Origin of the sequence: Saccharomonospora piscinae (assembly GCF_005862235.1) — a bacterium.
GTDB classification, from domain to species: Bacteria; Actinomycetota; Actinomycetes; order Mycobacteriales; family Pseudonocardiaceae; genus Saccharomonospora; species Saccharomonospora piscinae.
The window spans coordinates 70,184-92,223 of record NZ_VCEK01000006.1 but is presented as its reverse complement, the minus strand read 5'-3'; the positions used below and the strand labels follow the sequence as shown (position 1 = coordinate 92,223).

Below are 22,040 nucleotides of genomic sequence, written 5' to 3'. Positions count from 1 at the left end.
GCCGAATGGTCCAGGCGGCGTAGGGTCGCGCGGCGGTCCCTCGTGGACCATGCTGGGAGACGGTCCGGCCGTGTGCGAGAGGGCTGGGCTCCGAGTCACCGGGAGGTGGAATGTCCACAGTCGCCCCGCGCTCCGTCCGGCGGCGCACACTGGCCAGTCTCGCTGTCGTGGGGATGGCCGCGAGCGTCACCGTGGCCACGCAGGCCACCTCGGGAGCACAGCCGAGGCAGCCCGACAAGACCCCGGTGGCGGTCGGCAGCGGGGGAGCCGTCAGCTCGGTGGACCCCGAGGCCACCGCGATCGGCCTGGACGTCCTGCGCCGCGGTGGCAACGCCGTTGACGCCGCCGTCGCCACCGCCGCCGCGCTGGGCGTCACCGATCCCTACAGCGCCGGGATCGGCGGTGGTGGATTCCTCGTCCACTACGACGCGGCCACCGGGGAGGTCCAGACCCTCGACGGGCGCGAGACGGCACCCGAGGCCATGCCCCGCGACGCGTTCATCGACCCCGCGACGGGCGAGACGTACCCGTTCTTCCCCGACATGGTCACCAGCGGGTCGGCGGTCGGCGTACCCGGCACGCCCGCGACCTGGGAGGTCGCGCTCGACGAGTGGGGCACGTACTCGCTCGCCGAGGCGCTGCGCCCGGCGACGCGGCTGGCGCGGCGCGGTTTCGTCGTCGACGAGACCTTCCGGCAGCAGACCCTGAACAACGCCGAGCGGTTCTCCGCCATCGCACCGACGGCGGAGCTGTTCCTGCCGGGTGGGGACGCGCCTGAGGTGGGGTCGGTGTTCCGCAACCGCGACCTCGCCCACACCTACGCCAAGCTCGGCCGGCTCGGCGCCGACTGGTTCTACGACGGACCGATCGCCGGGGACATCGCCGAGACGGTGCAGCACCCGCCGCGCAGCGGCCGCACCGACCTGCCCGTGCCCGCCGGGCACATGACCGAGGCGGACCTCGCGAACTACACCGTCGCCAGGCCGGAGCCGACCCGCAACGACTACCGGGGCTACGAGGTCATCGGGATGGCACCGCCCTCCAGCGGCGGTACGACGGTCGGGGAGACGCTGAACATCCTGGAGCGGTTCGACCTCGCGGGGATGAACTCCGATGAGCGGCTGCATCACTACCTGGAGGCCTCGGCACTGGCCTACGCCGACCGCGCCCGGTACTCGGGGGACAGCCACTTCGTCGACGTGCCCGTGGAGGAACTCGTGTCCGACGAGTTCGCCGCCGAGCGGGCATGCGAACTGGACCCGGCCACCGCCGCGGCGAAGCCGGTGGCGGCCGGAACGGCGGACGGCGACTACGACCCGTCCTGCGGCGGTACCGAGGGCGTGGTCGTGGACCGGCCCGACACGGAGGGACTGTCCACGACGCACCTGTCCGTGGTGGACCGCTGGGGCAACGTGGCGTCGTACACGCTCACGATCGAGCAGACCGGCGGCAGCGGCATCACGGTGCCCGGCCGGGGCTTCCTGCTCAACAACGAGCTGACCGACTTCAGCCACGTCTACGACCCCGAGGACCCCAACCGGATCGAGGGTGGCAAGCGCCCGCGCTCGTCGATGTCGCCCACCATCGTGCTCTCCGAGGGGCAGCCGTGGCTCGTGCTCGGCTCGCCCGGCGGGTCCACGATCATCACGACCGTGATCCAGACGCTGATGAACCGTGTCGACGGCGGCATGGACCTGCCGGAGGCACTCGCGGCGCCGCGAGCCACCCAGCGCAACACGGTCACGGTGTCGGCCGAGCCGGCGTTCCGCGACGCTCACGAGGGCGTCCTGGGCGGCTACGGGCACGAGTTCTCCACCAGCTCGGAGATCGGCGCGGCCACGGCCATCGAGGTGCTCAGCGACGGGACGTTGCAGGCGGTGGCGGAGCCGCAGCGGCGCGGCGGTGGTGACGCCGGGGTGGTGCGCCCCGCTCGGTAACCCGGACGAGGTTGGGGCCACCGGGGCACCGGTCATCCGACAGATGCCCGGTGCCCCGCCGCGTTCCTAGCGTGAGGGCATGACAGAGCACACGGAAACACACACGGAAACGAGCCCGCTGCCGGACGTCAGCCGCACCGACGCGGATGCCGCAGTGGTGCGCACACTGACACTCGACGCGCCCGATCCGGTGGCGCAGCGCCGCACGGCCGAGGCCGCGTTGCGCCGCTGGGGCGCGGCACCGCCCGCCGGGCTGCTCTCGCACAGCGTGTTGCTGGGCACCGACGAGCGCACCGTGTCGCAGTACACGCAGTGGGCCGACGTCGACGCGCTGCCCGGGGAAGAACACGAGGCGGGCGCGTGGGGCAGCCCGGTCGTGGCCCGGGTGTATCGCAGCGTGCCGCCCGCCCAGCGGGTGCGGGCCCGCATGGTGGTGCTCATATCCTTCGACCTCGATACGGCCGCCACCGGCCGTGCGTTCGTCGACGAGCTGCTGGCGTCCCACCATCCGCTGTCCACCGGTGCGGCCGAGGTCGACAACCTGGGAGCCAGCCACTTCCACCTCTCGGTCGACGGCTCGAAGATGATCAACTGGGCCGAGTTCGCTGCCGAGAACACCCACCAGCGGCTGGTCGAGACGCGGTTGCGCGAGGACGATCCGGTGCCGAGGCTGGTGGCGAGCACCCCCGGGCTGACCGGTCGCGGGTTCCGCCGCTACCGGCCGTACGGAACGGTGACCGGCGGACACCCGTCCTGACGACCGGGGCTCACTCCGACAGCCTGCGCAGCAGCGCCTGCTTGGCGACGGCGAACTCGTCGGCGTCGAGGATGCCGTCGTGGTGCAGCTCGCCCAGCTCCCGCAGCCGCCGCAGCACCCCGTCCACCTCGCCCAGCTGAGCCTCACCGGGTGGGTCCGGTGTCCCGGACCCGCTGGGCAAGGCGGGTGCGTACGGGTGGGGCAGGCGTGCCACGACAGCCGCCGCGACGAGGACCGTCAGCAGCTCGTTCTCGGTGCCCCACGTCAGCCGGAGGGTGTTCGGGTCCGAGTCCGGCGGCAGCGTGCTGGGAACGCCACGGGGTCGCAACCGCAGCATCCCGTCGTTCCAGCTGGCGGGCCGCCACTCCACGCCGTCGAGCGCGGTCAGGTCGAGTTCGGTGCGGCCCGCCTTGCGCTTGGCTTCGGGAGCCTGCCAGCCCCGCTCGATCGTGATCCGTTGTCCGTCGCAGGTCACCGTTCCGTCGGCCACGGACGCCGACACGGGCACCGCGGGGCCGGGCAGCAGGAACCGGGAGCACGTCGACGGCTCGTCGTCCGGTCGCGGGGTGTACCGCACGGCGTCGACGAGGTACTCCGCCGCCTGCTGCGAGCCGGGCTCGACCGGAAGCTGGTACGGGTCCGCGTGATCCGCCAGGTTTCCAGCCGCCACCTGGGAGAGCGGATCGGCGCCCTCCTTGAGCCGCACCCGCACACGGCCCGCCTTGCGGCCCGGTTCGTACGACGCCCCGGCGATGGCGGCCAGCGGCACCGTCAGCTCACCGAGCGCCTTGCGGACCTTGTGGACGCGCCGGTGGGAACCCGGAGTGATCCGTAGCGAGGAGCCGTCGAAGGACCAGGTGCCGAAGGGCGAGGTGAGTTCGGCCATGCGGCGAGGATAGAGCAGCGTGCGATCACCGCTTCCGCCGCGCGAAGGCCCGCCCGGGGGGTGGTTGCAGCGAAGGCCACCTTCGCTGCGCGAGACGCAGTCAAGGTGGCCTTCGCTGCGTCAGACGCAGTGAGGGTGGCCTTCACGGCACCACACGCAGGGTGACACGGTTCAGCCGCGCAGCCTCCGGTGCAGCGTGTCGAGTTCGTCGTCGGTGAAACCGTGGCGCCCGAGCACGTTGGCCACACCGCCGTAGCGGCGGTCCACCTGCTCCAGGAACGCCTCCATCGTCTCCGCGCGGGGGCGGTGCCGGTCCTCGGGCACGCGGTCGATGTCTCCGGCGTAGGTGGGGGTGCCGCGGAGCCGGTCGAGGATCTGGTGCAGGCGCTGACCGGTGGCCGCGTAGTCGCGGATGATGTCCTCGCGGCGGGTGCCTGCCACGCTGAGGGCGAACGCCACCACCACGCCGGTGCGGTCCTTACCCGCCGCGCAGTGCACCAGCGCCGCGCCGGGGGAGGTGTTGACCGCGCGCAACGCCGACACGATGCTGTCGGGCCGGTGCTCCACGTAGCCCAGGTAGTGCGCGCACGCCGGGTCGCCGGGGTAGCGTTCCTCCTCGCGCTTGCGCCGCACCAGCAGTGCCTCTGCCGTGGCGTCGAAGCCGTGTTCGGGCAGCAGCGAGTGGTTGACGTGGGTGACGTGGCCGAGCCGGGTCAGCGGCGCGGGGCCCTCCGCGGTCACCTCGGTCGGCGACCGCAGGTCCACCACCGTGCTCAGCCGCAGGTTCTCCACGAGATACGACACGTCGGACGGCGAGAGGTCCTGCAGGTTGTCGGAACGCAGCAACCGGCCGGAAGCGATCTTCGCCCCGTCGTCGGTGGGCAGCCCTCCGACGTCGCGGACGTTCACGGCACCGTCGAGTTCAAGCCACAGCACCCCACCAGTGTTCCAGCAACCGCCCCCGAAAGCCAGAATCCATGACGGCCAACACTATCCACTATGGACTGGCAGGGGCGGTGGTCCCCGACCGGACCCGCGCGTTCACACTGCGCGACGACGGGCACGGCGCGGTTTGTCGCCACGCGGCACCGGTAACCCCCGGTGGCGAGGTGAACCGACCCTCGAAGGCAGGTGAGATCCCCATGCCGGGACGCAAGGAACTTCCCAGCACCGTGCAGCGCTCGCCGAAGAAGGCGCAGCGCACCTGGATCGAGGCGCACGACTCCGCGGTCGAGACCTACGGCGAGGGGCGGCGCGCCCACCAGACCGCCTACGCGGCGCTCAAGCACACCTACGAGAAGGTGGGCGACCACTGGGAGCCGAAGGAGCGCAAAGGGCCGTCCGACCAGCAGGCCGCGCGGGGTGCGGGGCAGCGCGCCACGGACACGGCCGGGGGCGTGGACGCCAGGGCGAGCAAGCAGCACCTCTACGAACGTGCGCGCCAGCTCGACATCCCCGGTCGTTCGTCGATGACCAAGCAGGACCTCGTCGACGCGCTGCAGAAGGCCAGCGGGCGCCGCACCGCGAAGGCCCGCGCGTCGAAGAAGTCCTGACTGCTCACTCCTTCTTCGCGCGGCTCGGAGCGACCCGGGGCGGCTCGTTCGGCTGCTTGGGATACACCGGGGGCCACGGAGCGTCGAGCAGGCCGGCCTCGGTGTCGCGCCGGGACAGTTCCAGCAGTGGCTCCAGCGACTGGGGGCGCCGAGCCATGCCCTCCCACGGGTCCCCGCGCTCGGCAAGGCGCGCGGGCACGGTGGTCAGCGTCAGCTCGTCCGGCTCGACATCGCCGACCTCGTCCCAGGTGAGGGGAGTGGACACGGGGCCGCCGACGCGGGGCCGCACGCACCACGCGCCGAACACGGTCTTGTGCGGCGCGTTCTGGTTGAAATCGACGAACACCCGCTTGCCCCGTTCCTCCTTCCACCAGGCGTCGGTGATGAGGTCCGGGTGACGGCGGTGCAGTTCGCGTGCCAGCGCCACCGCACCCGCGCGCACCTGGTAGCTGTCCCAGCGCGCTTCCAGGCGCACGTAGAGGTGCAGCCCCCGCGAGCCCGTGGTCTTGACGAACCCCTCGATTCCCAGCTCGTCCAGCAGTTCCTTCGAGGCCAGTGCCGCCTCGCGCACCTGGTCGAACGTGACTCCGGGCGTGGGATCGAGGTCCACCCGCAGCTCGTCGGCGACCTCGGGCTCGTCGGCGTGGTAGGGCCAGACGTGGAAGCCGAGACAGCCCAGGTTGACCGCCCACAGCACGTGGGCGAGGTCGGCCGCGACCAGGGCATCGCTGGTGGTGCCATTGGGGGTGGCGACCACGGTGGTGCGCAGCCACGGCGGCGCCGACGACGGTACCCGCTTCTGGAACCAGGACTTTCCGCCCGCACCGGCCGGGTAACGCTCCATGAGCAGCGGTCGCCCGCCCAGCGTGGCCAGCAGCGGGGTGGCGACGGCCTGGTAGTAGCGCACCAGGTCGAGCTTCGTCTCGCCGCGCTCGGGGAAGTAGACCTTGTCCGGGCTGGAGACGGTGACCTCGGTGCCGTCGACGTCGAGCACGACGCCGTCCTTCGCGGGGCTCATCGGGTACCCGCCGGGTCCACCTCGTCGAAGAAGGCGGCGAGTTCGGCGGGGGCGACCTGCTCCAGCTGCGCGTAGGTACAGGATTCCGGCGTGCGGTCGGGGCGGAACCGCACCAGCCTGCCACCGTGCCGGAAGCGGCCCGCCTGCACGTGCTCGTACCGCACCTCGGCGACCAGCTCGATCCGCAGCGGCTCCCAGGACAGGTCCTTGCCCGCGCTCCAGCGGCTCAGCCCGCCCGGCATCCGGCCGTCGGTGTTGCGCTCGGTGTCGGCCCAGTCGCGCCACGGGTGCTCGTCGAGTGCCTCCGCGCGCAGCGGTTCCAGCTCGTCGACCAGCTCGGCCCTGCGTTTGGCCGTGAAGCTGCTCGCCACGCCGACATGATGCAGCGAGCCGTCGTCGTCGTACAGCCCGAGCAGCAGCGAGCCCACGCCCTGACCGTCCTTGTGCCAGCGAAAGCCCGCGACGACGCAGTCGGCCGTGCGCTCGTGCTTGACCTTGAGCATCGTGCGCTTGTCCTGCTGGTAGGGCTGGTCGGAGGGCTTGACCATCACGCCGTCGAAGCCCGCGCCCTCGAACCGGGTGAACCAGTCGGTGGCCACCGCCGGATCGTCGGTGATCGGCGTCAGGTGTACCCGCGCCCGCGCGGTGTCGAGCACGCTTTCCAGCTCTCGGCGCCGCTCGGCGAACGGCTCGGGGGACAGGTCCCGGTCGCCGAGCGCGAGCAGGTCGAACGCCACGAAGCTGGCCGGGGTCTCGCCGGCCAGCTTCCGCACCCGCGAGGCGGCGGGGTGCAGCCGGTTCTGCAGCGCGTCGAAGTCCAGCCCACCCTCGGTGACCACCACGATCTCACCGTCCACCACACACCGCGGGGGCAGCGCGTCGGCGAGGAGGTCGAGCAGCTCGGGGAAGTACCGGGTGAGCGGCCGGTCGTTGCGGGAACCGAGTTCGATCTCGTCGCCGTCGCGGAAGACGATGCAGCGGAACCCGTCCCACTTCGGTTCGTAGCGCAGTCCGGGTGTGTGCGGCAGCTCCCGCACCAGGGTCGCGAGCATGGGCCGCACGGGCGGCATCACAGGCAGGTGCACGACCCCGATCCTATGACCTCCGCCACGCCGGAGCACGGATTTCCGTGGTGGTGCCGCCTCAACTCGCCCAGTCGAGCAGTGAGTCGCTGCGCTGTGGCTCCCGCAGCATGTCCATGGCGCGTTGCTCCAGCGTGCGCACCCGCTTGCGGCTCAGGCCGAGCCGGCCCGAGATCTCCGGGATGGTGTGCTGGTGCCCGTCGCGCAGCCCGTAGCGCAGTGACACCACGGCCGCCTCGGGCGCCGGGAGGCTGTCCAGCGCCGAGCGCAGCAGACCGACCATGGCCTGCCGCTCGATGCCCTCGCCGACCGCGGGCACGGCGCCGTCACTGACGAGGTCGCCGAGGTGCAGGTCGCCGTCCTCGTCCAGCGGCACGTCCAGGCTGACGGTGGAGCGCCCGGCCTGCCGCAGCGCCACGACCCGTTCCACCGGCAGCTCGGCGGCGGCGGCGAGCTCCTCCACGGTCGGCTCGTGGTCACTACGGGACTGCAGGGTGCGCTGGAGCCGGTCGAGCTTCGCGACCTGCTCGTTGACGTGCATCGGCAGCCGGATGGTGTTGCTCTGGAACGCGTTGCCGCGCTGGATGGCCTGCCGGATCCACCACATGGCGTAGGTGGAGAACTTGTAGCCCTTGGCGTAGTCGAACTTCTCGACCGCGCGGATCAGCCCGAGGTTGCCCTCCTGGATGGCGTCCAGCAGCGGCAGGTTGGTGTGCCGGTTCTTGCGGGCAGCGGTGACGACGAGGCGCAGGTTCGCCCTGACCATGTGGTCCTTGGCGCGGTCGCCGTCCCGGACCACGGCTTCCAGCTGCCCACGGTCCCGGTCGAGGGCGGCCTCGCCCGCGTCGGCCCTGCGCAGCAGTTCGGCGGCGTAGACTCCGGCCTCGATCCGCTTGGAGAGGTCGACCTCCTGCTGCGCGGTGAGTAGCGGCGTCGCGCCGACCTCGTCGAGGTAGTAGCGCACCAAGTCCGGCTCCTCGCCCGCGGGGCGGCCACGGCGCGGGTTCGAGGGACGGGCGGCGGTCAGTGTCGCGTCAGCCAATTCTGCACCCTCCTTCCGGTAGGGCAACGCGCCGGGAGGCGGTGGCATTCCGTGCGTGCCGTCAGGTGCGAATCGTGTGACGGTCACCACCGAAGGTCTGCCGGTACGTGCTCGGGGAGACACCGAGGGTGGCCGCGAGGTGCTGCCGCAGCGACACCGCCGAGGTGAACCCGACGGCCTCCGCGACGCGGTCCACGGGTAGCTCGGTGCGTTCCAGCAGTTGCCGGGCGCGTTCCACCCGCTGCTGGGTCAGCCACCGCAGGGGCGAGGTGCCGACCTCCTGGCGGAACCGGCGGGTGAACGTGCGGACGCTCATCGCCTCCCGCTCCGCCAGTTCGGCCACCGACAGGGGCCGGTGCAGGTGCCGCAGTGCCCACTCGCGAGCACGGGCGGTGGAGTCGCGCGCTCCCGGCTCGGGCACCGGGAGCTGGAGGTACTGCGCCTGCCCGCCCTCCCGGTGCGGCGGGACGACCATGCCGCGCGCGACCTCGTTGGCCACCGCCGCGCCGTGGTCGCGGCGGATCAGATGCAGGCACAGGTCGATGCCCGCCGCCTCGCCCGCCGAGGTCAGCACCTCGCCGTTGTCGGTGTAGAGCACGTGCGGGTCGACCTCGACGGCGGGAAACGAGCGGCGGAACCGCTCGGCGGAGTGCCAGTGGGTCGTCGCCCTGCGCCCGTCCAGCAGGCCCGCCGCCGCGAGGACGAACGCCCCCGTGCAGACCGACGCGATGCGGGTGCCCGGCCGGATCCGGGCCAGCGCGTCGCGCAGGGCCGGGGACAGCACGTCGTCGGTCTCGTCGAGCGGGTGGCTCGCCGGCACGACGACCGTCTCCGCCTCGTCGAGCACGTCCGGCCCGCGCTCGACGTGGACGGAGAAGTCGGCGTCCGTGGCCACCGGTCCCGGCTCCAGCGCGAAGCTCGTGACCTCGTACAGCGGTGCTCCGCCGGGGGTGCGGGCGCCACGGAAGATCTGGTGGACGAGCCCCAGTTCCATGGGCAACACACCGGGGCGCACGAGCACGGCGACCCGGTGTGGGGCGCGGGGCTCGACGGAACGACTCATGGCCCGATTCTTTCACATGATGGCCTTTCAGCCACTCGTGGCGGTCCGGGAGTCCCGGCAGGCTGATCGACATGAACATTCTCTGGCTCGTGGCCCACCCCGACTCCCGCTCGCTGACCTGCTCGCTCGCCGACGAGGGTGCGCGCCACCTCACCGAACTCGGCCACGAGGTCCACGTGCGTGATCTCTACGCGCAGAAGTGGGACCCGGTCGTGGCCGCCACCGACTTCGACCACGACCCCACCGAGCGCCTGTTCGTGGGCAGGGCGGCCAAGGAGGCGTACGAGGCGGACCGGCTGGCCCCGGACATCAGGGCCGAGCAGGAGCTGGTGCGCGCCGCGGACGTGCTGGTGGTCCACTTCCCGCTCTGGTGGTTCGGGATGCCCGCGATCCTCAAGGGCTGGTTCGACCGGGTGTTCCTGAACGGCTTCGGGTTCGGGATCAAGGACCCGGAGACGGGCACGACACTGCGCTACGGCAATGGGAACCTGCGCGGCAAGCGGGGCATGGTGGTCACCTCCATCGGCGGGAGGGAGGCGTCCTTCGGCCCGAGGGGTATCAACGGGGAACTGGAGCAGGTGCTGTTCCCCGTCCAGCACGGGATCTTCCACTACACCGGAATGGAGGCCCTGCCGCCGCTGGCGGTGTACGGGGCGGACCGGGCCACCGACGCGGAGTACGCCGTGGCCGCCGCGCGGCTCAAGGAGCGGCTGTCCGTACTCGGTGACCTGGAGCCGGTCCCCTTCCGGCACCAGGACGGCGGCGACTATGACGCCGACCTGGTGCTGCGCCCCCACGTCGCGCCGGGGGTGACGGGTCTCGCCGCCCACGAGCGCTGACGCCGTGTCCGCAGCCCACGTAGCCGTGTCCGCACCTGGCGTAGCCGTGTCCGCAGCCTATGTAGCCGTGTCCGCAGCTCACGCGCGGGTGTTCGCCGGCCCCTCGGCCGAGGGCAGCAGCAGCGGCGTGCTCGTCGTCAGCTCGTCGAGCAGCCCCTGCGTGCGGTCCGCGTACGCCTGGCCGAGCGCCCGCAGGACGAACACACCCTCGGCGACGCGGCGGGCGAAGGCGGGTTCCACGTCCGGTGCGGGTCCCTCTCGGTGGACGGCGGAGCCCAGCCCGGCCAGCAGTGCGGCGAGCACGGTGAGATAGAGGGCGGTGACGATCACGATCCTTCCTTTCCGGTCCGGTTACTCCGGTCCACTTCATATTGGCCTGTACCTGCTCTAGGATCGTCGGGACAATGGACCGGAGGTAGGGCCAATGCGTGATGAAGTGGACCGTTTTCCGTCCGGTGCGGCGCTGGCCGCGTTGCTCGGCGACTGGAGCGCGGGCGAGGGCCCGCTGTATCGCAAGCTCGCGGACGCGCTGGCCGCGGCGGCCGAGGACGGTTCGCTGGTCACGGGCCAGCGGCTGCCGTCCGAACGGGAACTGGCCCGGGTGCTGGCGGTGAGCCGCGCGACGGTGGTGGCCGCGTACGAGGCACTGCGTGACCGGGGAGTGGTGGACCGCCGCCAGGGCAGTGGCACGCGCGTCAACGGCCACCGGAAGGTGCCGCGCAGCGACGGTCGCGTGCGGGGTGGGCGGGGAACCGCCATCGTGCAGCGGCTGATCGACGGCCCGGGCGAGTTGATCAGTCTCGGCTGTGCGGCCGACGCGGGCGTGCCCGAGGTCGCGGAGGCACTGCGCGCGGTGGCCGACGACGAGATCACGGGGCTGCTCGCCGATCCCGGCTACCATCCGCGCGGACTGCCCGCGCTGCGGGAGGCGATCGCCGACCACTACACCCGGCAGGGCGTGCCGACCTCACCTGCCGAGATCCTGGTGACGTCGGGCGCGCATCAGGCGCTGGTCCTGCTCGCCGAGGTGTACCTGCGCGGCGCGGCGACCGCCGTGGTCGAGGCCCCCAGCTGGTCGCCGTGCCTGGACATCTTCCGCCAGTGTGGCGTCGACCTGACCCCGGTGGGCCTGGACGACGAGGGTGTCGATCCTCGCGCGCTCGCCTCGGTGCTGGCCGAGTCGACGCCGGGTCTGCTGTACGTGATGCCGACCTTCCACAACCCCACCGGCGTGCTCATGTCGGCGGCGAGGCGGAGGCAGGTGGCCGAGCTGGCCACCCGGCACGGCGTGGCCGTCGTCGAGGACAACGCCTACGCGGGGCACGCGCTCGCGGCCGACGAGACGGCCCTGCCCATGCCGCTGGCGGCCTTCGCGCCGCGCGGCAGCGAGGTGCTGACCGTGGAGTCGCTCAAGGGCGTGTGGGCGGGACTGCGCGTGGGCTGGGTCCGCGGCCCGGTGGGGATCATCGAGCGGTGCGCCCGGCGCAAGGCCATGGCCGACCTCGGGAGCCCGCTGATCGAGCAGGCCGTGGCGGCGCGGCTGCTGCCCCGGCTGGACGCGCTGTCCCGGCGCCGTTCGGCGGTGCAGCGGGAGCACTGCGCCGAACTCGAACGCCTGCTCGCACGGCGGCTGCCGGAGTGGAGCTGGCGTACTCCCGACGGTGGGTCGTCGCTGTGGGTCGCGCTGCCGGAGGGACACAGCGCCGACGTGTTCGCGCAGCTCGCCCTGCGGCACGGCGTCGAGATCGTGCCGGGTTCGGCGATGGACCCGACGGGGCGGCACGACCGCCACTTCCGCATCCCGTTCCTGCTGGCGGAGGAGGTGCTGGCCGAACTGGTGGATCGCCTCGCGGACGCGTGGACGGAGCTGCGGCGGCACGGGCCGCACGAGGACCTGCCGCTGCGCCCGGTGGTCTGAGTGCGAGACGCTCGCGAAGGTGGGTGAGCGCGTCGCCGATTCTCCCGGCTCGCCGCAGCGGCTTTGCTTGTCACATGACAACGACAACAGCAGCAGCGACAACACAGGCGGTAGCGAGCACCCCGGCGACGATCCTGGTGCTCGGCGGTACCGGCAAGACCGGGCGCCGGGTGGCCGCGCGACTGTCCGGCAGGCCGGGAGTCACCGTCCGGATCGGCTCCCGCGCCGGGACACCACCGTTCGACTGGGACGACGAGTCCACCTGGGACGCGGTGCTCGACGGCGTCGGCGCGGTGTACCTGGTGTACTCACCCGACCTCGGGATTCCGGGTGCGGACGAGGTGGTCGGCGCCTTCGCGCGGCGCGCGGTGCGGCACGGGGTCACCAGGCTGGTCCTGCTGTCGGGCCGGGGTGAGCAGGGCGCCGAGCGGGCCGAGCACGCGGTGCGCGAGGCGGGCGCGGAGTGGACCATCGTGCGGTGTGCGTGGTTCGCCCAGGCGTTCAGCGAGGACTTCCTGCGGGACGGGGTGCTCGAGGGCACCGTCGTGCTCCCGGCCGGCGCGGTGGCCGAACCGTTCGTGGACGCCGACGACATCGCCGAGGTGGTCGTGGCCGCACTGCTCGACGACGGGCACGCGGGGCGCGTCCGCGAACTGACCGGCCCCCGCGCACTGTCCTTCGCGGAGGCCGCCGCCGTGCTGTCCGAGGTCACGGGCAGGCCGGTGCGGTACGAGCCCGTCTCGCCGGAGGACTACGTCGCGGTGCTCACCGAGCATGGGTTGCCGGCGCACGAGGCCGAGTTCCTGGCCGGGCTGTTCGCCACCGTGCTCGACGGGCGCAACACGGCGGTCACCGACGGCGTGCGGGAGGTACTGGGGCGCCCGGCCGTGGAGTTCGGCGAGGCCATGCGCCGGGCGGCCGCGGCGGGTGCCTGGGAGCGGGTCACTCCGGGCGGCTGAGGCGGGTGCGGCGGTAGTGCTGCGGGCTCACCCCGTAGGCGCGTTTGAACGCGGTGCTGAGGGCGAACGCGGTGCCGTAGCCGACCCGCCGCGCGACGGCGTCCAGCGTGCGGGCGGGCTCGCGCAGCAGGTCGGCGGCGAGCGCCAGCCGCCACCCGGTGAGGTAGGCCATCGGTGGCTGCCCGACGAGCGCGGTGAACCGCCGCGCCAGCGCCGCCCTGGACACGCCGACTGTCGTGGCGAGGCCCGCCACCGTCCAGGGCCGCGCCGGTTCGGCGTGCAACAGCCGCAGGGTGGCACCCACCACGGGGTCGGCCTGCGCGCGGTACCACGACGGCGCGTCGCCGGCCTGCCGCGTGAAGTGCGCCCGCAGCACAGTGATCAGCACGAGATCCAGCAGCCGGTCGAGCACCACGTCCTGGCCGGGGGTGTCCCTGGCGACCTCGGCCTCGAGCAGCGAGACGAGTGACGCGGGGGCCTCGTCGCCCGGAACGACCAGCCGGGGCGGCAGAGCGGCCAGCAGCCTGCCGCCCACCTCGCCGCGCACGTCGTAGGTCCCGACGAGCATCGTGTCTCCGTCCGCCGACGCGGTACCCCAGGTGCGCACGTCCCGGGACCACGGCGCACACAGGTCCGCACCGGACACGGTGGTGCTGTGCTGCCCCGGCTTGATCACCACGTCCGGGGGGAGCGCCGCGTCGCTGGCGACGGTGTAGGGGTCGGGACCGCGCACCACGGCGACGTCGCCGGGCTCAAGGCACAGCGGCGCGCCGTCGTCGGCGACCAGCCAGGCGCGTCCCCGCCTCGGCAGGAGGACGGTCAGCGGGGCGCGGTCCTCGACCCGGACCGACCACGGCGGGGCGAGAACCGTCCGCAGCAGGAAGGCCCCGTGGGCTCGCGGACCGTCCAGCAGGCTTCCCAGCGGGTCGCCGGTGATCGCTGTGCTCACGGCGGTCACGTTAGAGCCCCTAACACATTGGCGTTCGATCAGGGAGCGGCGGCCAGGCGGATGCGTCGCGAGGCGGAGGGGCGTCCGCGTACTGGAAGTACGTGGGCGGTCCTCCAACGCGGCGAGGCGCCGCCTGGGCGTCGCGAGCCGAACAGACCAATGTGCTAGGGGCTCTTAGCGTCACCTCACCCCGACCGGGCGCTGCGGAGCATCTGGGAGCCACGCCGAGGTGATCGCGGTAGCGTGAATCGGGCAGGACAGGCGACTCGCCGAGTGGAGGTCGGTCGATGCGGGCAGCGGTCGGGGCGCTGGCGATGAGCGCGGGACTGCTCGCCACGGCGGGCGCCGCAGTGGCGGGATCACGCCTGCGCAGCGAGTTCGGCGGCACCCCCGACCGGAGCGCGCTGGAGTCGTCGCCGCAGTACCGTGACGGCTGCTTTCACAACACCACGCCGACACGGTGGCTGCCGCGAGGCAGCGCCCGCGCCGCGATCCGCGACATGGTGTTCGCGCCGGGACCACGGCGGCCCGTGGGTGCCGTGCCCGTGCGCGGGCCGTCGCCCGCGCCCGCCGACGGCCTGCACGTGACCTGGTTCGGGCACGCCTCTTCGCTCGTGGAGATCGACGGCAGCCGGGTGCTGCTCGACCCGGTGTGGAGCGACCGTGCCTCGCCGTCGCGGCTGCTCGGGCCCCGGCGGCTGCATCCCGTGCCGCTGGCGCTCGACGCCCTGCCCCCGCTCGACGCGGTCGTGATCTCGCACGACCACTACGACCATCTGGACCGGGCCACCGTGCGCGCGCTCGTCCGGTCGCAGGACGCCCCGTTCGTCGTGCCGCTCGGAGTCGGTGCGCACCTGCGCGCGTGGGCGGTGCCGGAGGAACGCATCGTGGAGCTCGACTGGCACGAGCACGCGCACGCGGGGTCGCTGCGCCTCACCGCCACGCCCGCGCAGCACTTCTCCGGCCGCACCCTGGCGCGCAACACGACGTTGTGGGCGTCGTGGGTGCTCGCGGGTGCGCACCACCGCGTGTTCTACAGCGGGGACACCGGCTACTGCGACGCCTTCGCCGCCATCGGGCGCGAGCACGGCCCGTTCGACCTCACGCTCGTGCAGGTGGGTGCGTACGCGCAGGGCTGGCCCGACATCCACATGACGCCGGAGGACGGGGTGCGCACACACCTCGACGTCCGCGGCTCGCTGCTCGTACCGGTCCACTGGGGCACCTTCAACCTCGCGCCCCACGCCTGGGCGGAACCGGTCGAGCGGCTGCTGCGGGAGGCCGCGCCGCGGGGCGTGCGCGTGGCGGTGCCCCGCCCCGGCGAGCGCGTGGCCGTGACGGGGGCGGACGTGCCCGTGTCGCCGTGGTGGCGCGAGGCGGTGCCCGGCCCGCGCTGAACTTCCCGGTTCGGCGGAACCGGCCCGGGTAACGCTCACGGGTGGCGAGTTCGCACAGCCGTGACACCCGCACTCCGTGGCCCGCCTCCGGCGAGCCCACCGCGCTCTCGCGTGAGCACGAGTGGCGTGAACTGTACGCGCGCTACCGCGACGTGGTGTTCGCCGTCGCGCTGGCCGAACTCGGACACTGGGCCGACGCCGAGGACGCGGCCCAGCAGGTGTTCGTCCGCGCGTGGCGCAGCAGGGACACCTTCGACGGGAGCCGGGGCAGGCCCCGCAGCTGGCTGCTGGCCATCACCCGCAACGTCGTGGCGGACCAGCAGGCGTCGCGTGCGCGTGAGGTGGCGTTGCGCGAGGCCGTCGTGGCGACGGCGCTCGCGAGCGCGGCGCAGCACGGAGCGACCGTGGGGGAGGCCGAGCAGTCCGTCGTCGACCGGGTCGTGCTCGCGGCCGAACTGGGCACCCTCGCCGACCGGCAGCGGACGGTGGTGGAGCTGGCGTTCTTCGAGGGCCTGACCCACAGCGAGATCGCCGAACACACCGGCTGGCCGCTCGGCACCGTCAAGAGCCACCTGCGCCGGGGTCTCGACCGGTTACGCAGGCAGCGAAGTTTCGCCACCGGAGTCTGAGCCGGGTGCATCCATCGAACCCGTTCGCCCGGTACCGGTGGTGACGGATCGGCAGGGCGCCGTCCTGCCCCGAGACAGCAGGAGGAGAACTCATGCGAACTCGAATGCTCGCCGTTCTCGGCGCGGCCGCCACCGTGGCGGCAGCGGTGGCCGGAGGCGGGGTCGCGACGGCCCAGAGCACCGGAGCCGTGTACGTGGTGCACGGCATTCCCGACACGCCGGTGGACGTCTACGTCGACGGGGAACGCGCGCTCGACGACTTCGAGCCGCTGTCGGTGCAGGGTCCGCTCGACCTGCCCGCCGGCAGTCACGAGGTGGCGGTGTTCCCCGCCGACGCGCCCGACAACACCGGCGAGGCCGTGATCGAGGCGACGGCCGACGTGCCCGCGGACGGCAACGTCTCGCTGGTGGCCCACCTCGACGAGGCAGGCGCTCCCACCCTCACTCCCTACGCCAACGACATCAGTGCGGTACCCGCGGGTCAGGCACGGCTCGCGGTGCGGCACGACGCGGCGGCCCCGGCCGTCGACGTCCGCGCGGGCGGCTCGCCCGTCATCTCCGGGCTGACGAACCCGAACGAGCAGGCGGTCGTCGTTCCGGCGGGCACCGTCGAGGCCGACGTCGTGCTCGCCGGAACGCAGGACGTGGTGATCGGACCGGCGTCGCTGACCCTGGAGGAGGGCACCGCGACCTTCGTCCACGCGGTCGGCTCGGCCGACGACGGCACGCTGGCGCTGGTCCCGTTCACGATCACCGGCCTGGGCGGCGCACCGGAGGGTGTGCCCGCGGGCAGTGGCGAACCGGCCGTCTCCGGCGCGCTCTGGGTGGCGGGCGGCTCCGTGCTGACGCTCGCCCTCGCGGGCGGGGTGCTGCTGCTGTGGCGGCGGAACCCGGCGGCGCGCGGGTCGTGAGCACCGGCCAAGAGCCGGGGCGGGCTGCACGCCCGTCCCGGCATCCGGTGCGCGTGGCGCTGGTGGCGCTGGCACTCGTGGCGGTCCCACTGCTGTGGTGGTCGCTGCGCCCCGAGGCCGCGGGTCCGGACATCGAACCGGTGGGCGAGGCCGCCGCCGGAGCCCTCACCGCCGGGCACGGCAGCCCGGCGCCCCCGGTGTCGGGGGCGCCCACCGTGCCCACTGAGCCGGTCGAGGTCACGGTCCCGGCACTGGACCTCGCGGCGCCGGTCGTCGGCGTCGGCACCACCGACACCGGCCTCGCCGAGATCCCCGAGCACGTCGGCACCGCGGGCTGGTACAGCCCCGGTCCGCGCCCCGGATCGGCCACGGGATCGGCCGTCCTGGTGGGCCACGTCAACGACGTCGAGCAGGGGCCCGGCGCGTTCGCCCGCCTCGCCGAGACCGCGCCCGGAGACCGGGTGGAGGTCCGCACCCGCACCGGTGCGGTCCTGGCGTTCCGGGTGATCGCCCGCGAGCAGTGGGACAAGGCCGACGTCCCGCTGCCCCGGCTGTTCGACGTGGGCGGATCGCCCCGGCTGGTGCTGCTGACCTGCGGCGGGGTGCTCGACCAGGGCACCGGGCAGTACCAGGACAACATCGCCGTCACGGCGGTTCCGCTCGGCGGGGGGCCGCGCTGAGCCGGACGCGGTGGGTGGCCGCGAAGCACACCGGGTGAACGGGCAGGATGGGCGCGTCCGATCGTCTCGGGAAAGGTCCATCCCATGTCGCGTCGCGCCGTGGCCGCGGTGCTCACCTCCGCCGCACTGGTCGCCGCGTGCTCCGCCCCGTCGGGGCCCGAGCCGGGCGACGCCCAGGCGGAGCCCGGGCCGTCAAGCGCCCCGTCGGCCCCGCCGGGGCCGCCGTCGTCGTTCAGCGTCGTCGCCACCGGGGACATCCTCATCCATCCCCCGCTGACCGAGCAGGCCGCCGAGGACGCCGCCGCGGCGGATGCGGGCGGGCCCGACGAGTTCGACTACGGCCCGCTGCTGGCGGGCATCCGGCCGCTCGTGTCGGAGGCGGATCTCGCGCTGTGCCACCTGGAGGTGCCGCTGGCCGAGGACGGCGGGCCCTACGCGGGCTACCCGCAGTTCATCGCGCCCCCCGAGCTGGCGCGCGGGCTGGCCGACACCGGTTACGACAGCTGCTCCACGGCCTCCAACCACACGCTCGACCACGGGGAGGAGGGCGTGGTGAGCACGCTGGACGCGCTCGACGACGCGGGCCTGGCTCACACCGGCTCCGCCCGCGACGAGGCGGAGGCCGCGACGCCCCTCGTGCTCGACGTCGACGGCGTCAAGGTCGGGCAGGTCTCGTACACGTTCAGCTTCAACGGCCTCGAACTGCCCGGGGACAAGCCGTGGCTGTCGAACCCGCTCGACGCGGAGGCCGTGATCGCGGAGGCGGAGGCGGCGAAGCAGGCCGGTGCCGAGGTCGTCATCGCCAGCATCCACTGGGGACAGGAATACGTACACGAGCCGACACCGGAACAGGCCGAACTGGCCGAACGCCTGCTGGCCGAGGACGCGATCGACCTGGTGATCGGTCATCACGCCCACGTCGTCCAGCCCATCGAGAAGGTCGGCGGCGAGTGGGTGGCCTACGGGCTCGGCAACTCGGTCGCCCGGCACGCCGAGCCGAGGGGCGTGTCGGAGGAGGGCATCGCGGCACGCTTCACGTTCGCCCGCGACGGCGACTCGTGGACCGTCGACCGCGCGGAGTACGTGCCCACCCTCGTGGAACTGGGGCCGCCCATCCGGCTCGTGGACCTCACCACCGCCGAGCCGACGGACCGCAGGACCGAGGCGCTGGAGCGCACCGACGAGATCGTGCTCGGGCGGGGCGGGGCCGACGACGGCCTCACTCGCCCCGGCCGCTGACGCCGGACGCGCGGGAGGTGCCGAACCCCCTGCTAGCGTGATCGCGGCGGAGTGCCGCCGCGAACCGGGAGGACGTTGTGACACAGGGGGAGACCCGGGGCCTGCGGTTGCGTGCCCCGGAGCACCAGATCGACCGCAGGGCACGGCTGTGGTGGTGGACGCAGTGGGCGCTGTGCCTCGTCCCGCTGCTCGTGGCGCTGGGCGTGCTGACGTCGCTGATCGAGCCGGCCCGGACGGGGCTGGCGATCGCGCTGGCCGCCGTGGCGGCGGTGGGCGTTCCCACCGCGGTGCTGCTGCCCCTGTGGTGGTACCACGTCCACCGGTGGGAGATCACCGACGAGGCCGTCTACACGCGCACCGGGCTGCTGTGGCAGGAATGGCGCATCGCGCCCATGTCGCGCATCCAGACCGTGGACACGCAGCGGGGCCCCCTGGAACGCCTCTTCGGGCTCGCCACCGTCACCGTGACGACGGCCTCGGCTAAGGGAGCCGTCACCATCCCCGGGCTCGACCATGCCCGGGCCGCCGAGGTCGTCGACCAGCTCACCCGCACCACCCAGGCCACGCCGGGGGACGCGACGTGACCGGGCCCGTGGCGGCGTGGCGGCAGCTCGACCGGCTGACGGTCGCCGTCACCGCGTTGCGCGTGCTGGGAGTGTCCGTCGCCGCGGCCGTGCCCTCGGGCTACTGGCTGAGCCGGGCGCTCTCCCCCGGTGCGGCGGTGCTGGTGCTGGTTTCCGGCGTGCTCGTCGTCGTGGCGGGGGCCTGCGTGGTGGACCACCTGCGCTGGCGCAGGTTCCACTACCGCGTGCTGCCCGACCGGTTCGAACTGCGCAAGGGCATCGTCGTGCGCAGCAGGCGGTCGCTGCACCGCGACCGCATTCGCGCCGTGGACATCTCGGCGTCACCGCTGCTGCGGCTGTTCCGGCTGGTGCATGTGAAGGTCGGCACGGGCGAGCAGACGGAGGGCGACGAGAGTTCGCTGTCGCTGCAACCCGTCCGCCGAGGCGAGGCCGACCGGCTGCGCCGGGCGCTACTCGACCACGCGGCCGAGCCCGGCTCCGGCCCGCGACAGAGCGGTGTTCTCTCCACACTGGACCCGGCATGGGTGCGGTACGCGCCGGTGTCCTTCGTGACGCCCGCGCTGGGGGCCGCGGCCTTCGGCGCGGTGCTCCAGGTGGCGCAGTGGTTCGGGCTGGAGAGCAGCGTGGTCACGTGGGTGCTCGACCGCCTGCGCGCGCTGCCGCTTCTCACCGCGATCGTCGTCCTCGTGGTGATCGGGATGATCGTCGGCGCGATCGCCGCCGCGGCGGTGTTCGTGGAGATGTGGTGGCAGTACCGGCTGGAACGGGAGCCCGGTGGCACGCTGCGTGTCCGGCGCGGACTGCTCACCACCCGCTCGCTGTCCGTGGAGGAACGCCGACTGCGCGGTGTCGATCTCGTCGAACCGCTCGGGAACCGGCTGCTGGGGGCCGCCCGCGTGGACGCCATCGCGACCGGGCTCACCCAGCGCAAGCAGGACCAGCAGGGCGCTCACAACACGCTGCAGCCCGCCGCGCCCCGGGCAGTCGCCGACCGTGTGGCCGCGGCGGTGCTGCGCGAGGCCGTGTCCCCGACGGCGGCGGCGGGTCTGCGCTCCCATCCCAGGGCCGCGCGCGGCAGGCGGGTGCGGTGGGCGCTCGCCGCCGTCGCCGCCGTGGAGCTGCCGCTCGTGGTGCTCGGGCTCACGATCGCGCCGGTCCTGCTGATCGTGGCGGGGATCAGTGCCGTCGTGCTCGTCCCGGTGGCGGTCGGGCTGGCCTTCGCGGCCTACCGGAGTCTCGGCCACGGGATCACGGGCGACTACCTCGTCGTGCGGCACGGTCCCGTGCGCCGCAGCACGGCCGCCCTGCAACGCGGCGGCGTGATCGGGTGGCGGCTGCGGCAGTCGTACTTCCAGCGCAGGCGCGGCCTGCTCACGGTCACGGCCACCACGGCGGCGGGTGCACAGGCGTACTCGGCTCACGACGCGGACCGGCACGCCGGACTGGCCTTCGCCGACGAGGCCGTTGTCGGCCTGCTCGCCCCGTTCCTGGAGCGCGCCGAGCCCTGACGGGGTCGGCCTGCGGGAGAACAGGCTAGCGTCGCGGCATGAGACACGCCTTCGATGCCGCCTTCGACGTCCCGGACGGGTATCTCAACACACCCGCCGTGGGCGTACCGCCCGCGCACGTCGCCGACGAGGTCACCGAGTTCGTCCGGCGCTGGAGCGCGGGCGCGCAGCGGCCACCGGAGTTCGACGCACTGGTGGAGAGCACCAGGACGTCGTTCGGCGCGCTCGTGGGGGTGCCCGCCGAACGGGTCGCGGTGGGTGCGGCGGTGTCGCCGCTGGTGGGCATGGTCGCCGCGGGAGTGCCCGACGGTGCGCGCGTGCTGGCCGCCTCCGGCGAGTTCACCAGCGTGACGTTCCCGTTCGCGGCGCACCGCCACCGGGGTGTGACGGTGGGCGAGGTGCCGGTGTCGGCACTGCCCGACGCCGTGGCGGGGCACGATCTGGTGGCGGTCAGCGTCGCCCAGTCCGCCGACGGCGCACTGGTCGAGCTGGACGCCCTGCGCGAGGCCGCGGACGTCGCAGGGGTGCCGGTGCTGCTCGACGTCACCCAAGCGGCAGGGTGGCGCCCCCTGCACCTGGACTGGGCGGACTGGGTGGTGGGCGCGGGCTACAAGTGGCTGCTCGCGCCCCGGGGCACGGCCTGGCTCGCGGTCCACCCGAGAGCCATGGCGTCGACGCATCCGGTGGGGGCGGGCTGGTACGCGGGCGAGGACCCGTGGGACAGCATCTACGGACTGCCGCTGCGGCTCGCGGGCGGAGCCCGCCGGTTCGACACCTCACCCGCCTGGCTCGCGTTCGCGGGCGCGGCTCCGGCGCTGTCCTACGTCGCGTCCCTGGATCTGGCCGCCGTGCGGGATCACGGTGTGGGACTGGCGAACGCGGTGCGGGCGCGGTTCGGACTGCCCGAGGCGGGCGGTCCCATCGTGTCGCTGCGCCGCGAGGGTGCCGCCGAGGCGCTCGCGGAGGCGGGCGTCGTCGCCAGCGTGCGGGCGGGCGCGGCGCGACTCGGGTTCCATATCTACAACACGGAGCGCGATGTCGACCGGGTGGTGGCGGCGCTGTCCTGAACGGGGGACTACGGTCACGATC

22 protein-coding genes are annotated in these 22,040 nt (G+C 73.3%); 14 read left to right on the top strand and 8 right to left on the bottom strand.

The genetic code is table 11. The features are described 5' to 3' along the window. The first annotated feature begins 110 nt into the window (after window positions 1-110). Both ggt and FFT09_RS21080 read left to right on the top strand, forming a co-directional pair. Entirely contained in the window at window positions 111-1,937 is a 1,827-nt protein-coding gene (gene ggt / locus FFT09_RS21085; protein ID WP_138383768.1) for a gamma-glutamyltransferase, read from the top strand. A gap of 79 nt (window positions 1,938-2,016) precedes the next feature. Then, complete coding sequence (locus FFT09_RS21080; RefSeq protein ID WP_167305420.1) at window positions 2,017-2,694, top strand: antibiotic biosynthesis monooxygenase; 678 nt, start codon at window positions 2,017-2,019, stop codon at window positions 2,692-2,694. Between the two features lie 10 nt (window positions 2,695-2,704). On the opposite strand, the gene FFT09_RS21075 is transcribed toward FFT09_RS21080, so the two are convergent. Then, a complete protein-coding gene (locus FFT09_RS21075) occupies window positions 2,705-3,580 on the bottom strand; it encodes a DUF4429 domain-containing protein (protein WP_138383767.1) in 876 nt (291 codons plus the stop codon). Between the two features lie 171 nt (window positions 3,581-3,751). Then, on the bottom strand, window positions 3,752-4,516 hold the full coding sequence (locus tag FFT09_RS21070) for a tyrosine-protein phosphatase (protein ID WP_081190408.1): 765 nt from the start codon (window positions 4,514-4,516) through the stop codon (window positions 3,752-3,754). A 206-nt stretch (window positions 4,517-4,722) separates the two neighbouring features. Here FFT09_RS21070 and FFT09_RS21065 point away from each other — a divergent pair, with 206 nt between their 5' ends. Further along, window positions 4,723-5,133 carry a ChaB family protein gene (locus FFT09_RS21065; protein ID WP_081190407.1) on the top strand — a complete coding sequence of 137 codons (411 nt, stop codon included), beginning with the start codon at window positions 4,723-4,725 and terminating at the stop codon, window positions 5,131-5,133. A gap of 4 nt (window positions 5,134-5,137) precedes the next feature. On the opposite strand, the gene ligD is transcribed toward FFT09_RS21065, so the two are convergent. The 4 genes from ligD to FFT09_RS21045 form a co-directional block, all read right to left on the bottom strand. Beyond that, a complete protein-coding gene (gene ligD, locus FFT09_RS21060; RefSeq protein ID WP_138383766.1) occupies window positions 5,138-6,151 on the bottom strand; it encodes a non-homologous end-joining DNA ligase in 1,014 nt (337 codons plus the stop codon). Further along, a complete protein-coding gene (locus FFT09_RS21055; protein WP_208544484.1) occupies window positions 6,148-7,236 on the bottom strand; it encodes an ATP-dependent DNA ligase in 1,089 nt (362 codons plus the stop codon). The genes ligD and FFT09_RS21055 overlap by 4 nt, the downstream gene beginning before the upstream one ends. Before the next feature lie 58 nt (window positions 7,237-7,294). Beyond that, window positions 7,295-8,275 carry a sigma-70 family RNA polymerase sigma factor gene (locus tag FFT09_RS21050; protein ID WP_024877441.1) on the bottom strand — a complete coding sequence of 327 codons (981 nt, stop codon included), beginning with the start codon at window positions 8,273-8,275 and terminating at the stop codon, window positions 7,295-7,297. Window positions 8,276-8,336: 61 nt separating this feature from the next. Next, on the bottom strand, window positions 8,337-9,338 hold the full coding sequence (locus FFT09_RS21045; RefSeq protein WP_138383765.1) for a GlxA family transcriptional regulator: 1,002 nt from the start codon (window positions 9,336-9,338) through the stop codon (window positions 8,337-8,339). A gap of 71 nt (window positions 9,339-9,409) precedes the next feature. Here FFT09_RS21045 and FFT09_RS21040 point away from each other — a divergent pair, with 71 nt between their 5' ends. Beyond that, a complete protein-coding gene (locus tag FFT09_RS21040; RefSeq protein ID WP_024877443.1) occupies window positions 9,410-10,177 on the top strand; it encodes an NAD(P)H-dependent oxidoreductase in 768 nt (255 codons plus the stop codon). A 78-nt stretch (window positions 10,178-10,255) separates the two neighbouring features. Here the strand turns inward: FFT09_RS21040 and FFT09_RS21035 are convergent, their stop codons facing one another. Continuing rightward, entirely contained in the window at window positions 10,256-10,507 is a 252-nt protein-coding gene (locus tag FFT09_RS21035; RefSeq protein WP_138383764.1) for a hypothetical protein, read from the bottom strand. A 94-nt stretch (window positions 10,508-10,601) separates the two neighbouring features. Here FFT09_RS21035 and FFT09_RS21030 point away from each other — a divergent pair, with 94 nt between their 5' ends. Further along, window positions 10,602-12,095, top strand: coding sequence for an aminotransferase-like domain-containing protein (locus tag FFT09_RS21030; RefSeq protein WP_138383763.1), 1,494 nt, complete (start codon window positions 10,602-10,604; stop codon window positions 12,093-12,095). Window positions 12,096-12,169: 74 nt separating this feature from the next. Further along, complete coding sequence (locus FFT09_RS21025) at window positions 12,170-13,054, top strand: NmrA family NAD(P)-binding protein (protein WP_138383762.1); 885 nt, start codon at window positions 12,170-12,172, stop codon at window positions 13,052-13,054. Here the strand turns inward: FFT09_RS21025 and FFT09_RS21020 are convergent. Beyond that, window positions 13,038-14,003, bottom strand: a complete 966-nt coding sequence (locus FFT09_RS21020; protein WP_244231448.1) for an AraC family transcriptional regulator — start codon at window positions 14,001-14,003, stop codon at window positions 13,038-13,040. The genes FFT09_RS21025 and FFT09_RS21020 overlap by 17 nt on opposite strands. Window positions 14,004-14,290: 287 nt before the next feature. On the opposite strand from FFT09_RS21020, the gene FFT09_RS21015 reads away from it, so the two are divergent. The 8 genes from FFT09_RS21015 (at window position 14,291) to FFT09_RS20980 (ending at window position 22,018) form a co-directional block, all read left to right on the top strand. Further along, complete coding sequence (locus FFT09_RS21015) at window positions 14,291-15,400, top strand: MBL fold metallo-hydrolase (RefSeq protein WP_138383761.1); 1,110 nt, start codon at window positions 14,291-14,293, stop codon at window positions 15,398-15,400. 41 nt (window positions 15,401-15,441) lie between these two features. Beyond that, entirely contained in the window at window positions 15,442-16,029 is a 588-nt protein-coding gene (locus FFT09_RS21010) for an RNA polymerase sigma factor (protein WP_024877449.1), read from the top strand. A 92-nt stretch (window positions 16,030-16,121) separates the two neighbouring features. Continuing rightward, on the top strand, window positions 16,122-16,940 hold the full coding sequence (locus tag FFT09_RS21005) for a DUF4397 domain-containing protein (protein WP_024877450.1): 819 nt from the start codon (window positions 16,122-16,124) through the stop codon (window positions 16,938-16,940). Then, the gene (locus tag FFT09_RS21000; protein ID WP_138383760.1) at window positions 16,907-17,620 is read left to right on the top strand and encodes a class F sortase; all 714 of its coding nucleotides are present in this window, start codon (window positions 16,907-16,909) and stop codon (window positions 17,618-17,620) included. Before FFT09_RS21005 ends, FFT09_RS21000 begins: the two co-directional genes overlap by 34 nt. Before the next feature lie 84 nt (window positions 17,621-17,704). After that, window positions 17,705-18,859 carry a CapA family protein gene (locus FFT09_RS20995; protein WP_138383759.1) on the top strand — a complete coding sequence of 385 codons (1,155 nt, stop codon included), beginning with the start codon at window positions 17,705-17,707 and terminating at the stop codon, window positions 18,857-18,859. A gap of 77 nt (window positions 18,860-18,936) precedes the next feature. Further along, complete coding sequence (locus FFT09_RS20990; RefSeq protein ID WP_138383758.1) at window positions 18,937-19,443, top strand: PH domain-containing protein; 507 nt, start codon at window positions 18,937-18,939, stop codon at window positions 19,441-19,443. Continuing rightward, window positions 19,440-20,951, top strand: a complete 1,512-nt coding sequence (locus tag FFT09_RS20985; RefSeq protein ID WP_081190395.1) for a PH domain-containing protein — start codon at window positions 19,440-19,442, stop codon at window positions 20,949-20,951. Before FFT09_RS20990 ends, FFT09_RS20985 begins: the two co-directional genes overlap by 4 nt. A gap of 38 nt (window positions 20,952-20,989) precedes the next feature. Next, on the top strand, window positions 20,990-22,018 hold the full coding sequence (locus tag FFT09_RS20980; RefSeq protein WP_138383757.1) for an aminotransferase class V-fold PLP-dependent enzyme: 1,029 nt from the start codon (window positions 20,990-20,992) through the stop codon (window positions 22,016-22,018). The last annotated feature ends 22 nt before the right edge of the window (window positions 22,019-22,040 follow it).